The organism is Streptomyces blattellae, assembly GCF_009709555.1.
Taxonomy (GTDB): domain Bacteria; phylum Actinomycetota; class Actinomycetes; order Streptomycetales; family Streptomycetaceae; genus Streptomyces; species Streptomyces blattellae.
This window is the reverse complement of sequence record NZ_WJBG01000127.1, coordinates 24,927-39,906: the sequence shown is the minus strand read 5'-3', so window position 1 is coordinate 39,906 and position 14,980 is coordinate 24,927. Positions and strand designations below refer to the sequence as shown.

At 72.4% G+C, this 14,980-nt stretch carries 9 protein-coding genes; all 9 read left to right on the top strand.

The window, feature by feature from the left end; translation table 11 throughout:
* Window positions 1–70: 70 nt before the first annotated feature.
* The 9 genes from GFH49_RS11645 (at window position 71) to GFH49_RS11605 (ending at window position 14,978) form a co-directional block, all read left to right on the top strand.
* Window positions 71–1,396: a nucleotide sugar dehydrogenase gene (locus GFH49_RS11645; protein WP_155055767.1), complete on the top strand. Its 1,326-nt coding sequence runs from the start codon at window positions 71–73 to the stop codon at window positions 1,394–1,396.
* Window positions 1,386–2,666 (top strand): glycosyltransferase family 4 protein, encoded by a 1,281-nt coding sequence (locus GFH49_RS11640; RefSeq protein ID WP_155055766.1) that lies wholly within the window; start codon window positions 1,386–1,388, stop codon window positions 2,664–2,666. The genes GFH49_RS11645 and GFH49_RS11640 overlap by 11 nt, the downstream gene beginning before the upstream one ends.
* Window positions 2,663–4,033: a Wzz/FepE/Etk N-terminal domain-containing protein gene (locus GFH49_RS11635; protein ID WP_155055765.1), complete on the top strand. Its 1,371-nt coding sequence runs from the start codon at window positions 2,663–2,665 to the stop codon at window positions 4,031–4,033. The genes GFH49_RS11640 and GFH49_RS11635 overlap by 4 nt, the downstream gene beginning before the upstream one ends.
* Window positions 4,030–5,583: a Wzz/FepE/Etk N-terminal domain-containing protein gene (locus GFH49_RS11630; RefSeq protein WP_155055764.1), complete on the top strand. Its 1,554-nt coding sequence runs from the start codon at window positions 4,030–4,032 to the stop codon at window positions 5,581–5,583. Before GFH49_RS11635 ends, GFH49_RS11630 begins: the two co-directional genes overlap by 4 nt.
* A gap of 3 nt (window positions 5,584–5,586) precedes the next feature.
* Window positions 5,587–7,503, top strand: a complete 1,917-nt coding sequence (asnB, locus tag GFH49_RS11625; protein WP_155055763.1) for an asparagine synthase (glutamine-hydrolyzing) — start codon at window positions 5,587–5,589, stop codon at window positions 7,501–7,503.
* Window positions 7,504–7,528: 25 nt separating this feature from the next.
* Entirely contained in the window at window positions 7,529–9,730 is a 2,202-nt protein-coding gene (locus GFH49_RS11620; protein WP_155055762.1) for a bi-domain-containing oxidoreductase, read from the top strand.
* Window positions 9,727–11,688, top strand: a complete 1,962-nt coding sequence (locus GFH49_RS11615) for a heparinase II/III family protein (protein WP_155055761.1) — start codon at window positions 9,727–9,729, stop codon at window positions 11,686–11,688. Before GFH49_RS11620 ends, GFH49_RS11615 begins: the two co-directional genes overlap by 4 nt.
* Window positions 11,689–11,974: 286 nt before the next feature.
* Window positions 11,975–13,513, top strand: coding sequence for a right-handed parallel beta-helix repeat-containing protein (locus tag GFH49_RS11610; RefSeq protein WP_196217943.1), 1,539 nt, complete (start codon window positions 11,975–11,977; stop codon window positions 13,511–13,513).
* Between the two features lies 1 nt (window position 13,514).
* Window positions 13,515–14,978 (top strand): O-antigen ligase domain-containing protein, encoded by a 1,464-nt coding sequence (locus tag GFH49_RS11605; protein WP_230396249.1) that lies wholly within the window; start codon window positions 13,515–13,517, stop codon window positions 14,976–14,978.
* Window positions 14,979–14,980 lie beyond the last annotated feature (2 nt).

The following is a 14,980-nucleotide window of genomic DNA, read 5'->3' as shown; positions in this document are numbered from 1 at the left end:
GCGGGGGGCGCCGTCCGGTGCGTGCGCGGACCGCAGGCCGCAAGGGGCCTGCCTGGGGGAGGGACGGATCATGAAGGTCAGCGTTTTCGGGCTCGGCTACGTGGGCTGTGTGTCGGCCGCGTGCCTGGCCGGCATGGGGCACGAGGTCATCGGGGTGGACGTGAACCAGGTGAAGGTCGACCTGGTCAACGACGGCAGGGCCCCGGTCGTGGAGGAGCGGATCGGCGAGCTCATCGCCGAGGTCGTGCGGACCGGAGCGCTGCGGGCCACCGGCGACGTCCGCGAGGCGGTCATGGGCAGCGAGGTGTCGCTGGTCTGCGTGGGCACGCCGTCGGAGCCCAACGGCAGCCTGTGCACCACGTACTTGGAGCGGGTCACCGAGCAGATCGGCGCCGTGCTGGCCGAGGGGGCGAAGCAGGGGGGCCGGCACACCGTCGTGTTCCGCAGCACCATGCTCCCGGGCACCTGCCTGAACCTGCTGGTACCGATCCTGGAGAAGTACGTCGGCGGCACGGCCGGAGTGGACATCGGGGTCGCGGTCAATCCGGAGTTCCTGCGCGAGGGCACGAGCGTGCGGGACTTCTTCGACCCGCCCAAGACCGTCGTCGGCGAACTCGACCCGGCGAGCGGTGACGCGGTGCTGGCGTTGTACGACGGCCTGCCCGGCGAGGTGTTCCGGGTGTCGGTCCCGACGGCGGAGGCGGTCAAGTACGCGGACAACGCGTTCCACGGCCTCAAGATCGGCTTCGCGAACGAGCTGGGCGCGGTGTGCCAGGCGCTCGGGGTGGACTCGCACCAGGTGATGGACGTGTTCCTGGCCGACCGCAAGCTGAATGTCAGCCCCGCCTACCTGCGGCCGGGCTTCGCCTTCGGCGGCTCCTGCCTGCCCAAGGACCTGCGCAGCCTGGTCCACGCGGCGCAGCGGGCCGACATCTCGGTACCCATCCTCGCCCACGTGCTGCCCTCCAACTCCGCCCATCTGCAGCGCGCGGTGGAGCTGGTCGAACGCACCGGCAAGCGCCGGGTGGGAATGTTCGGGCTGTCCTTCAAACCCGGCACCGACGACCTCCGCGAGAGCCCGCTCGTCGAGCTGGCGGAGCGGCTCTTCGGCAAGGGTTACGACCTGCGGATCCACGACGCCAACGTGAGCCTCTCCCGGCTGATCGGCGCGAACCGCGAGTACATCGAGACCCGGCTGCCGCACCTCGCGCAACTGCTCGCGAGCTCCGTCGACGAGGTGCTGGAGCACGCCGAGGTGTGCCTGGTCGGAACCAGGGATCCGGCCGTGCTGGCGGCGCTGCCGCACGGTGACGGACCAGTGATCGTCGACCTCATCCACCTTCCCGACGCCGAGGCGCGGCGGGCCGAACCGGGGTACATGGGCCTTGCTTGGTGACACATCGTTCGGTGACACAGCCGGCGTCGGCCGGCCGGACCGGCGCGCGCTGATCCTGGTGGAGAACCTGTCGGTGCCGTTCGACCGGCGGGTGTGGCAGGAGTGCACGACGCTGCGCGACGCGGGCTGGGAGGTGCACGTCATCTGTCCCCGGGGGGAGAAGCGGGACACGGAGCCGGAGGCGGAGATCGACGGGGTGCGGATCCACCGCTACCCGTTGCGCGCGGCCACCGGAGGACCGGCCGGCTATCTGCGGGAGTACGGATCGGCGTTGTGGCACACGGTCCGGCTGGCCCGCAAGGTCGGCCCGGTCGACGTGGTCCACGCCTGCAACCCGCCCGACCTGCTGTTCCTGCCGGCACTCTGGCTGAAGCGGCGCGGCGCGCGGTTCGTCTTCGACCAGCACGACCTGGTACCCGAGCTGTACCTCTCCCGGTTCGACCGCGGCGAAGACCTGCTCTACCGCGCCGTGTGCGCGCTGGAACGGCGGACCTACCGGGCCGCGGACATCGTGCTCGCCACGAACGAGAGCTACCGGGACGTCGCGCTGCGCCGTGGCGGCCGGCGGCCGGAGGACGTGTTCGTGGTGCGCAGCGCGCCCGCCATCGAACGGTTCCAACCGGTGCCCCCCGAGCCGGAGCTGAAGCACGGCAAGCCTCATCTGCTGTGTTACCTCGGCGTCATGGGTCCGCAGGACGGCGTCGACTACGCCTTGCGGGCTCTCGCGAAGCTGCGCGACGAGCTCGGACGGACCGACTGGCATGCGGTGTTCGTCGGCGCGGGCGACGCCTTCGACGCGATGGTGGAGCTGTCCCGGCGGCTCGGGCTGCACGAGCAGGTGCAGTTCACCGGGCGCATTCCGGACGCCGACCTGGTGCGCTACCTGTCCACCGCGGACGTGTGCCTGTCCCCCGACCCGCGCAACCCGCTCAACGACGTGTCGACCATGAACAAGGTCCTGGAGTACATGGCGATGGGCCGGCCGATCGTCTCGTTCGACCTGAAGGAAGCGCGAGTCTCCGCCGGTGACGCCGCCGTCTACGCGCCCGCCGACGACGAGGCCGAGTTCGCGGTGCTCATCGCGTCGCTCCTCGACGACCCGGAGAAGCGGGCCCGGATGGGCAAGGTCGGTCAGGAGCGGATCGGCGGGGAGCTTTCGTGGCGGAACTCGCAAGCGTCGCTGCTCGCCGCCTACGCCGCCGCGTGCCGTGACCACACTCCGGTGTCGGCTCTCGACCCGGTCCGCACAGGGAAGAGGCAGCGCCGTTGAGCGATGACACGATCCGTCTGGCCACGATCGGGCGGATTCTCCGTCGGCGGTGGCGGCTTCTCGCCGCCCTCGCCGTGGTGGGCGCACTCGTCGGCTACGGCACCTCGGTGCTGTTCCCGCCGCGTTACACGGCGTCGGCATCGGTACTGCTGCCGGGGCAGTGGGAGGAGCGCGAGCTGCTGACCCAGGTGGACGTCGCCACCAGTTCGACGGTGGTCGACCGCGTGGCCGCCGCTCTCGACTGGAGCGGCGTCAGCGGCACCGAGCTGCGGGACCGAGTCAGCGCCAAGGCCGCCGACGGGAACATCATCAAGATCTCGGGTACGGCCGACACCCCGGAGCGCGCGCAGCGGCTCGCCGACCGGATGGCCCGGCAATTCGTCACATACGCCGCGCGAATCACAAGCGGCAGCACAGACTCCGCGGCGGCCACGGCCGCCGAAGCGTTGCGGCAGCAGGTGGAGGACACCAACCGCCGCATCACCGAGCTGGCCGACGCGGCCGATCCGGGGCAGACCGTGGAGAGCGTGCAGGCCCGCACCGAACTTGAGCAGCTGCGCACCTCGCTGGAGGAGGCCATGCAGAAGCTGGACGAGGCCGACCCGGCGAACGACAGGGCCAGCATGGTCGTCATGGGGCCGGCCGCCCGGCCGACCGGAGAGGCGCCGCCGACGCGGACGCAGCTCATCCTCGGAGGGGCACTGCTGTTCTTCCTGCTCGCGGTCATCGGCCATCTCGCCGCCGCGCGGATGAACCGCCGACTGCGCACCGAACCGGAGATCGCCGCCGCGCTGGGCTCAACGCTCCTCGGCACCGTCGACGTGCCGGGTGAGCGGAGCGCGCACCGGCCGGACGGCGGGGGCCCACGGGCCTGGACCCGCCGGCTCCTCGGCATCGACACCCGGTGGGACATACCGACCCCGCAGAGGTCCGGCGACGAGGCCGGCCGACGGATCCGCTACCGGCGGGTGTGCGCTCGCCTCCGGGACCGGCTGCCCGCCCCCCGGCGGCTGCTGGTCGTCGTACCGGACGGCGACGAGATCGCCCGCCGGGCCGCCGGGCAGCTCATCGCCGAGGCCGGCAGCGATCCGCAGTTGCGGGTGGTGGGGGTTTCGGTGGACCGGCCGACGGTGCCGGACCGTGACACCGAGGCCGGTGCCCTGGTCGTCCTCAGCGCGGGCAGCTGGACCGCGGAGGAACTCGCCGGCATCGCCGAGGCGTGTGCGGACGGCAGACACGAGGTCGTCGGCATCGTCGTCGCCGGACCGGTCCGGACCCGTCCGCCGGCACGGTCCGCCGGCCATCCTCCGGACGACGCCACTCCCGCGCTCGCGGTTCGCGGCCACGCGACGGGAGGTTCAGCGTGACGACGAGTACGACGTCCCAGTCGTCGGCCGCCGCTCCGCTGGTCGACCTGCAGGCGCTGGTGGTGGCGGTGCGCAGGCGCCGCCGCCTCTGGTCCGCCATGGCGCTGCTGGGGCTGCTGGCCGGCGCGGCGGTGGCGGTCCTGCTGCCGCCGCCGCCGAGCGCGGTGACCAAGGTGCTGGTCGCGCATCAGGAGGACCAGCCGAACGACACCGGAACGCTGATCCGCACCGACGTCGAGTTGCTGGGGACCACGCGGATCGCGGAGCTGGCCCTGCGGTCCCTCAAGTCCCCGGAAAAGCCTGAAGACTTCATGCGGGACTACCGGGGGACCGGCCTGACCAACAACCTGCTGCAGATCGATGTGACGGGTGACAGCGACGCGGACGCGGTGGCCCGGGCCAAGGCGCTGGCCGACGCGTTCGTCGCGGACCATGTGCGGCGGATGCGGGAAGCCGCGAAGGCGGAGTCGGACGCCCTGCTCGACCAGCGTGACCGCATGCGGGCCGAACTCGCCGAGGTCAACAAGGAGATCGGGGACCGGTCGCCGGAGAGCGACCCGGAAGCGGCGGCGGGCATCGAGTCGCTCTTCGCCCGCCGGGCCGAACTCAACTCGCGGATCGCCGACTTCGACCAGCGCGCCGCGGAGGCGCGCACCGGCACGCCCAGGGTCATCGCCGGCACGCAGATCGTGGACGCCCCGCGCGCGGTGCGGCACTCGCTGCCCAGGGCCGCTGCCACCGACGCCGGGATCGGGCTCGTCCTCGGGCTCGTCCTCGGACTCGCGCTGGCCGCGGTCGGCGCGGTGGTGGCGGACCGTCCGGTGCTGCGCCGGGACATCGCGGCGAACCTGGGCGCCTCGGTCATCGCGGAGCTGCCGCACCGGACCGGCAGGCTGTGGCAGCGCCGAAGGACCCGGGCCGCACGCCGGCGGCTCACCGCGTCCCTGACCCGCACCGTGCGCGGCTCCGCGGAACCGGTGTCGCTGCTGGAACTGGGCTGTGCCCGCGGCGCGAGCGTGATCGCCCTGGACGTCGCCAGGGCACTGGCGGCGGACGGGCCCGTGGTCATCGTCGACGGGCTGCCCGGCCCGCAGCTCGACGGCCGCCGCCCGAAGCCGGGAGATCCGACCGTGGTCAGCGGCGAGCGTGCCGCGGCCGTGTCGCATCACGAGCGCCGGCTCGGCGTCGGCTCGGTGGCGCCCGGCACGGCGTGGACCGACCTGCGGTACCTCGGCACCCGGACCGTGCTCGTCGTGCGTGCCGGACACGGCAGCGCCGCATGGCTGCACACCGTGGCGCGGCAGCTCGCGGACCAGCGCATCCCGGTGATCGGGGTGGTGCTGATCGACCCCGATCCGCGTGACCGGACCGACGGCACGCTGTGGGACGGGCTGCACACCGCGCTGCGGGGCCACAGCGAGCGGCCGGCCCGGCAGAACGGTGGGGGTACCTCCCACGCCGTTCAGGCAGCGGGGGAGGGACCGCGGCGGACGGAGCGGCAGCCGCTGTGGGCCGCACGGGTCCCGGACAACGACCAGGAGGCGCGGTAGGACATGTGTGGCATCGCAGGTACGTACCGATGGCCGGGCGGGAAGGCGGTGACCGACCGGCTCACCGACACCCTCGCCCACCGCGGTCCGGACGGGGCGGGCCGGTACGGCCACCCCGCCGCTGACGGCGAAGTGCAGCTCGGGCACCGCAGGCTGGCCATCATCGACCTGTCCGAGACCGGCGCCCAGCCGATGGTCTCGGACGGCCTCGCTCTGACGTACAACGGCGAGCTGTACAACGCGCCCGAGCTGCGTGCCGAGTTGGCCGCCGCCGGGGTGCGCTTCCGCGGCACCTCCGACACCGAGGTGCTCCTTGAGGCCTGGCGGCGCTGGGGTACGGACTGCCTGCCCCGGCTGCGCGGCATGTTCGCGTTCGGGATCTTCGACGAGCGCACCGGTGAACTGGTGCTGGCCCGCGACCAGTTGGGCATCAAGCCGCTGTTCCTGCTCCGGCGCGGTGCGGGCCTGGTGTTCGCCTCCGAGCTGAAGGCCCTCGCCGCCGCGACCGGCGGGTCGCTGGAGGTGGACCATGCGGCGCTGGTGGCCTCGCTGCTCTACTACTGGGTGCCGGACTCACGGTGCGCGTTCCGCGAGGCGGAGAAGCTGCCGCCGGGCAGCTGGCTGCGGTGCCGGCCCGACGGCCGGGTGGAGCGCGGCCGGTACTGGAACCTGCGGGACGTCGCCCGCGAGGCCCGCGACAGTGAGCCACCGGACATCGCCGCCCTCGTCGAGGAGTCGACGCGCCGCCACCTGCTCTCCGACGTACCCGTGGCGACCTTCCTCTCCGGCGGTCTCGACTCCAGCTACCTGACCGCGCTCGCGGCCCGTCACCAACCCGGGATCTCCGCCTACACGATCGGATTCCGCGCCGAGGACGCCAGGTTCGAGGCGATGCCGGACGACCTGCGCTACGCCCGGCAGGTGGCCGAGCGGTTCGGCGTCGACCTCCACGAGATCGAGATCGCCCCGAACGTGCTCGACCTGCTGCCGCGGATGACGTACCACCTGGACGAGCCGATCGGCGACCCCGCCGCGATCAACACGTTCCTGATCTGCTCGGCCGCCCGGGAGGCCGGGGTCAAGGTGATGCTCTCGGGGATGGGCGCCGACGAGCTGTTCGCCGGGTACCGCAAGCACCTGGCCAACCTGATCGCGCTGCGCTACCAGCGCGTCCCGCGGCCCCTGCGGCGCGGGGTGTCCGGGGTCGTGGACCGGCTGCCGGTCGCCACGTCCCGCCGGGGGTACCGGTCGGTGCGCTTCGCGAAGCGGTTCCTCTCCTTCGCCGAGCTGCCGGAGGAGACCGCGTTCCGGCGCAGCTACACCATGTACGACCAGGACGAGCTGCTCGCCCTGGTCGATCCGGACCTGGCCCAGGCGGTCGGGGACGTGCTGACCGAGCACACGGACGTCTACCAGGACAACGACCTCGACGACTTCGTCAACCGCATGTGCCTGACCGACGCCCGGATGTTCCTGCCGGGCCTGAACCTCGCCTACACGGACCGCTCCAGCATGGCCGCGTCGACCGAGGTACGGGTGCCGTACGTGGACGTCGAGGTGGTCAAGGCGGCGTTCGCGGTGCCCGGCGACCGCAAGATCGCCGGACGGCAGGGCAAGGCCGTCCTCAAGGAGGCGGCCGGCTCGGTCCTGCCCCGGGAGATCGTGTACCGGCCCAAGGGCCTGTTCAGCGCCCCGCTGCGTGCCTGGATGAGCCGGGATCTGGCACCGCTGGTGCGCGAGGTGGTGAACGACGGCGTGCTCGTCGGTTCCGGGATCCTGCGCCGCGACGCGCTGGCGCGGATGGTCGCCGAGGACGCCGCCGGGCAGCGGGACTTCTCCAAGCATCTGTGGCATGTGCTGACGGTCGAGTACTGGTATCGCGGCGCGACCTCTGGCGCCGGCCAGAGCCGGGCGGCTTGACGACGTGGAAACAAGGGGAGCTCGGGTGAAACAGGTTGTGCAGAACTACAAGAGCGGCGAGCTGGCGGTGCTCGACGTGCCGGTGCCGGGGTGCAAGCCGGGCGGCGTGCTGGTCCGCAGCGCCTACTCGCTGATATCCACCGGGACCGAGCTGATGAAGGTGTCCGAGGCCGGTATGTCGATGGTGGGCAAGGCCCGCTCCCGGCCGGACCAGGTGGCCAAGGTCATGCAGAGCGTGGCCACCAACGGGGTGCCCGCCACCTACCGCAAGGTGATGGGCAAGCTGGACTCCTACACGCCGCTGGGCTACTCGCTGTGCGGGGTGGTCGAGCAGGTCGGCGCCGGGATCGACGATGTGAAGGTCGGCGACCTCGTGGCCTGCGCCGGCAACGAGCACGCACTGCACGCCGAGCTGAACTGGGTGCCGAAGAACCTCTACACGCCGGTGCCGGACGGCCTCGCGCCGCGGCACGCGGCCTTCGGCACGGTCGGGTCGATCGCGCTGCAGGGCGTCCGCCGCGGCGAGCCGCAACTCGGCGATGTGGCGCTGGTCATCGGCCTCGGGCTGATCGGGCAGCTGGTCGTGCAGCTGCTGGCGGCCTCGGGCGTGCGCGTCGTCGGCGCCGACCCCGACCCGGTGCGCTGCGAGCTGGCCGCGCGCCTGGGCGCCGCGGCCTGCGGTGATCCCGCGTCCGCGGCCGTGGAATCCGCCGTCGCCGGACTCACCGACGGTCACGGCGTGGACCAGGTGTACCTGGCCGCCGGCGGCGGCAGCAACCAGCCCGTCGAGCTGGCCGCCCAGTTGAGCCGGGACCGCGGCCGGGTCGTCGACATCGGCAAGTGCCGCCTGGACCTGCCCTGGAACGCGTACTACGAGAAGGAACTCGACGTCCGGTTCTCCCGCAGTTACGGCCCCGGGCGCTACGACCCGGAGTACGAACTGGACGGACGGGACTACCCGATCGGCTACGTGCGCTGGACGGAGCGCCGCAACCTGGCCTGCTTCCTCGACCTCCTCGCCCGCGGCAGCGTCGACGTGGAGCCGCTGGTCTCCCACACAGCCGACTTCGACGCCGCCGTGGAGACGTACCAGCGTCTGAAGGACGGCGACCTCAAGGCCGTGGCCGTGCTGTTCCGGTACCCCGGGCGAACGGTGGAAGCCGAGGCTCCGGCGGTGGCCGTTCCCCCGGTGGCCGTGTCTGCCGAAAGCGTGCAGCGGGGTCCGGCCCGGGCAGCCCGGACGCCGGTGCGGCTCGCGTTCGTCGGCGCGGGCAACTACGCGACGTCGATGCTGCTGCCGCATCTCGCACAGCGCGAGGGCGTGCGGTTGTCGACCGTCGTCACCACGACGGCCCTGTCCGCGGCCAACGCGCAGCGGAAGTTCGGCTTCGCCGAGGCGACCACCGATCTCGACGCCGTACTCGGTGACAAGTCCATCGACGCGGTGTTCGTCGTCACCCGGCACAGCTCGCACGCCGAACTGACCCGGAAAGCACTGCTGGCCGGCAAGACCGTGTTCGTGGAGAAGCCCCTGGCGCTCACCGAGGATGAACTGGCCGGGGTCCTCGCGGCGGTGGAGGAGTCCGGCAACGACCGGCTGCAGGTGGGCTTCAATCGCCGGTTCGCGCCGCTGCTGCGAGAGGCCCGGCAGCGGTTCGGCGCCCGGAGCGGTCCGGCGAACCTCCGCTATCTGGTCAACGCGGGCCGGCTGCAGCACGGCAGCTGGTACCTCCGACAGGGCACCGAGGGCTCGCGGTTCGTTGGCGAGGGCGGGCACTTCATCGACACGGCGAGCTGGCTGATCGAGGCCGACCCGGTCTCGGTGTACGCGGTCGCCACGCCCGGCAACGAGGACCTTCAGGTCGTGCTGCGCTACCCGGACGGGTCCACCGCCACCATCAGCTACGTCACCAGTGGCCCGGCCGGCTTCCCCAAGGAGACGCTGGACCTGGTCGCGGACGGTCGTGCGCTGCGGCTCGACGACTTCGTCCGTGCCTCGCTGTTCGCAGACGGAGGGGCCGGCCGTAAGCGGTGGGTCAGTTCGCGGTTGCCCAAGGCCCGGGACAAGGGCCAGAACGCCGAACTGGCCGCGTTCATCAAGGCCGTGCGGACCGGCGGGCCGATGCCGGTACCGCTTCAGTCGCTGGTCGCCACCACGTCGGCCACCCTCGCCGTGCAGGCAGGCCTGGCGGGCGGTGCGCCGGTGACGTTGGCGGGTGCGCGATGACGGTGAGCTCGGTGAGTCCGGGCTGGTACCTGCGGCGGCTGTCCCGGATGGGACCGCGGGAGGTCGGCGGCCGGGTGGGCGACGCGGTGCGCAGACGGCGGTGGCGGTCGGCGCGGCCCGACTGCCCCGGCGTGACCGGCGCCCGGTTCACCGCGGTACTGCCCGCCGGGACGATCGCCGCAGTGCCGCCGGACGCCGCGAAACGCCTCGTCGCCGAGGCGGACCGGCTGATGTTCGGGCACGTCGAGTACTTCGGGGTGGTCCGCGACGACCTGGCCGACCCGGACTGGTGGTGCGACCCGAAGACCGGGCGCCGGGCGCCGTGGGGCTACGCCTTCGACGTGCCGTACCGGAACGAGGACGCGGTCGGGGACATCAAGCAGATCTGGGAGCTGTCCCGGCATCAGTACCTCACCGTGCTCGCCGCCGCCTACGCCGTCACCGGCAACGAGCGGTACGCCGAGCGAGTGGCCGAGCACCTGCGGTCGTGGTGGGCGGCCAACCCACCGCTGCGCGGCGTGCACTGGATCAGCGGCATCGAGCTGGGGATCCGGCTGCTGTCCTGGGTGTGGATCCGCCGGCTGCTCGACGGCTGGCCGGGCGCCGCCGAACTGTTCGAGGGCAACCCGGTGGCGCTGAACCAGATATGGCACCACCAGCGCTGGCTGGCCGCCTTCCCCAGCCGGGGGTCCTCGGCGAACAACCACGTCATCGCCGAGGCCGCGGGGCAGTTCGCAGCGGCCTGCGCGTTCGGCTGGTTCCCCTCGTCGGCGCGCTGGCGGGCCGACGCGCTGCGGTCGCTGGAGCGGCACCTGCGCGGCAATACCTTCGGCTCCGGCCTCAACCGCGAACTGGCCACCGAATACCACGGACTGGTGCTGGAGCTGGGTCTGGTCGCGGTGGCCGAGGCGGACGCCGCGGGCAGGCCGGTCCCCGCCTCCGTCCGGCTGGTGCTGCTGCGGATGACCGACGCGCTCGCGGCCGTCGTGGACAGCCGGCTGCGGCCGCCGCGCCAGGGGGACGCGGACGACGGCCACGGCCTGGTCGTGGACGGCCGGGGCACCGACCGCTGGGCCTCGCTGCTGGCCACCGGGGACGCCGTGTTCGGCCGGCTCGCCTGGTGGCCGGCGGTGACCGGCACCGATGTGCGCACCCCGCTGCTGGCCGCGCTCATCCGGCCGTACCCGACGAACGAAACCCGCCCGACGAGCCGGCCGGCCCACTTCGCCGACGCGGGGATGACCATCCTGCGCGGCCCGGGGGAGATCTGGTGCCGCTGCGACGGTGGTCCGCACGGCTTCCTGTCCATCGCCGCCCATGCCCACGCGGACGCGCTGTCCGTGGAGGTCCGGCACGACGGGGTCGACGTGCTCGCCGACCCGGGGACGTACTGCTACCACGGGCAGCCCGAGTGGCGGCGGTACTTCCGCTCGACCCTCGGCCACAACACCCTGCAGCTGGACGGCGGTGACCAGTCCGTCTCCGGCGGCCCGTTCCTGTGGACCCGGCATGCCAAGAGCCGCGTTCTGGTCGCGGACACAGCGGACGGATCCGGTGAGGGGGCGGCCCGCTGGTGTGCCGAGCACGACGGTTACCAGCGCTCCGTGCACCGCCGCCGGGTGGAACTGACGGCCGCGAGCCAGGAGTTGAGGGTGGTCGACGAGGTGCGCGGCCCGCGCCGGGCCGTGCGGCTGGCGTTCCACCTCGGCCCGGCGATCACCGCGGACCTGGTGGGTAACCGGGCCGTGCTCACCTGGACCCGGAACGGCGAGGGACGCTCCGCGGTGCTCGACCTGCCCGGGCAGCTGTCCTGGCGGGCGCACCGCGGCGAGACCGCCCCGCCACTGGGCTGGTACTCCGCGGGATTCGGGCGCAAGGAACCCGCCACCACGCTGCTCGGCACCGGCTTCACCGACGGCGCGGAGGGCTTCACCACCGTGCTCGGGTTCCGCGGCTAGGGGGCTTCTGATGGATCTCAGTGGCGGAAGGAGCGGCGTCCGGGCCGTGCCCTCGGTATGCCGGCCGAAAGCCCCCGCAGTGGAGGAGTGTGCCGGGCGTCGGGCCGCCGCGGAGATCCGTCAGCGGCTCCCTGAGCGCTCCGCCGGCAGTCCGGTGCGTCGGATGCGGGTCCGTCGTGGCTGGTCGCACCCACGCGGCGGTAGCCGCACATCGACACGGCCCCGCGCCCCTTTGAGACGCGCCGATACGCACCGGACTTCGACGGACCCGCTTGGAGGAGAGCGCGTGGGGAGCAAGTGGCGGAACTGGGCGGGGCCGGCGGCACCGCTGGCACTGGTCCTGCTGGCGGCGACCGGTTGTACGAGCACGCCGGAGTCCCGGAGGGAGCCGACCGGTGCGCCGTCCATGTCCGGTGCGCCCTCGACGTCCGTGGCCCGGGTGTGCGCCAAGCCCGCGGCCGGACCGGCCAAGGCGCCCGCGGGCGCGGTCACGGTGGACCCCGAGGTGGTCGGTGACCTGGCCGAGAAGACCGAGAGCAACCCCCCGAACACCACGTTCTGGCTTCGACCGGGCACACACAGGCTCAAACCGGAGCGCTACGCCCAGGTCATGCCCAAGAAGGGGAACCGCTACCTCGGCGGGCCGGGCGCGGTGCTCGACGGCCGGAAGACCAACAATTACGCCTTCAGCGGTACCGCCCCCGACGTCACCATCCGCTACCTGACCGTGCAGGGGTTCGTCGCGCCGCACGACGAGGGTGTGGTCAACCATGACATGGCCGACGGGTGGGTGATCGAGCACGCGAAGATCCAGTACAACTCCGGCGCCGGACTGATGGCCGGTGCCCGCCAAGAGGTCCGCGCCAACTGCCTGCGCGACAACGGGCAGTACGGAATGAACGCGTACAAGACCGGCGACTCCATCCGCGGCCTGGTGGTGGAGGGCAACGAGATCGTGGGCAACAACACCGACGACTGGGAGCGCCGGCGGCCGGGCTGCGGCTGCACCGGAGGCATCAAGTTCTGGGCCGTCAACGGCGCCGACGTACGCGGCAACTGGGTGCACGACAACCGCGGAGCCGGGCTCTGGGCGGACAACAACAACAACGACTTCCGCATCGAGAACAACGTGCTCGAAGCCAACGACGGTGCCGCGCTGATGTACGAGACCAGCTACAACGCGGTCATCCGCAACAACACGATCCGGCGGAACAACTGGGTCGAGGGCCGCCAGAACGCCGACCGCGGCGACAGCTTCCCGTACGCGACGATCTACGTGTCCGAGTCCGGCGGCGAACCCCGGATCCCGGCCCGCACGGACAAGATCGAGATCTACCGGAACGTGCTGGAGGACAACTGGTCCGGGATCACCCTGTGGGAGAACGCCGACCGGTTCTGCAACAGCCCCGCCAACACCTCGACGGGTTACTGCACCTTGCTGGTGAAGGACACCGACCGCTGCGCGCGGCCGGCGATCACCTCCGCACCGCTCTACGCCGACTGCCGGTGGAAGACCAAGCGGGTGGACATCCACGGCAACCGCTTCGAGCTGGACACGTCCGTCGTCAAGTGCACGGCGGCGTGCGGCCGCATGGCGGTGCTGTCCAACTACGGCACCTATCCGGACTGGTCGCCGTACAAGGGCCGGCGGGTGGCTGAGGCGATCACCCACAAGCAGCACAACCGCTGGCGCGACAACGTCTACCGCGGGCCGTGGAGCTTCATCGCCGGCGACCAGAGCCGGACGCTCGACTTCGGGCAGTGGCAGGACACGCCGTACCGGCAGGACGCGGGCAGCGCCCTCAGCCCGCGGGACGGTGGTTGAGATGGGCGGGGACCGCAGACCGACGGGCGGGGACCGCACACGGACGGGCGGCGACCACACACGGACGGGCGGGGACCGCACACCGACGGGCGGGGACCGCACACGGACGGGCGGGGACCGCACACGGACGGGCGGGGACCGCACACGGACGGGCGGGGACCGCACACCGACGGGCGGGGACCGCACACGGACGGGCGGGGACCGCACACCGACGGGCGGGGACCGCACACCGACGGGCGGCGACCGCACACCGAAGGCCGTCGGGATCGCCTGGGCGTTGCTGGGCCTCAACACGCTCGGCTCCGCCGGGGCCGAGACCATCGTCCAGCTGCCCCGCTCCCTCATCCAGATGGTCACCATGGGCGCACTGGTCGCCGCGTTCGCGCTGGCGCTCGCGCTCAATCTCCGGCTGCGCATCCGGCCCAGCGCCTTCGTGCTCCTGCTCACCCTGCTGCTGGTGCCGAGCGTGATCTCCAGCGCGGACCTGGAGTCCGGGTTCGGCGCGCTGTTCCGCTGCGCCCGGCTGACGCTCTTCGTCGGCACGCTGTGGCTGCTCAGCCGATGGTGGGACGGCAGCCTGACGTTCGTCCGGTACCACATCCGGATGTACTTCGCGGTGCTCGCGACGGTGGTCGCCGGCCTGGCCATCTCACCGGGCGCGGCCATGCCCGAGCTGTACGGCGGGCGGCTGGTCGGCGCGCTGTGGCCGCTCACCCCGCCGCAGATCGGACAGTACACCGCGGTGATCACCGGGCTCACCGTGCTGCTCGTACTGGGCCGCCGGACCGACAGGATCAGCGCGGCGGTGGTCATCGTGCCGTCCCTCGTCCTGCTCGTGCTGACCCATACGCGGACGGCCACGGCAGGCCTGCTCGTCGGGCTGGTGCTGGCGATCTGCTCGCTCGTCCTGACCAGCGCCGCCGCGCGCCGGTTCTTCGCCTGGGGGGTGCTGGTCGCCACGGTGGCCGCGGTGGGGTTCGCCTCCGCGCTACGGGCGTGGTTCCTGCGCGGGCAGACGCAGGAGTACTTCACCAGCCTCACCGGCCGGGCCAAGGTCTGGGACGCCCTGCTGGCAGCGCCCCGGACGACCGCGGAGAAGTCGTTCGGCACGGGCCTGAGCGACAAGTCGTTCGACGGGCTGCCGATCGACAACAGCTGGCTGGCCGTCTACCACGAGCAGGGTCTGGTCGGCGTCACCCTCGTCGCGGCGTTCATCCTCGTGCTGGGCGGCGTCGCGCTGCTGCGGCCACCGTCGCTGCCGAGGGCCTGCGCGATCTTCCTGATCAGCTACGTCGCGATCTCCTCGTACACCGAGGCCGGGCTGGGCGACGCCTCGGCGTACCTGCTGCATCTGGCCCTGGCCGCCTCGCTGCTGGCGGCGCCTGCCACGGCCGCCCCGCTCACGGCGCCCGCAGTCCCCCAACGACGTATCCCGCGCTGGGCCCGGGAACCGGAGGTGACCTGACC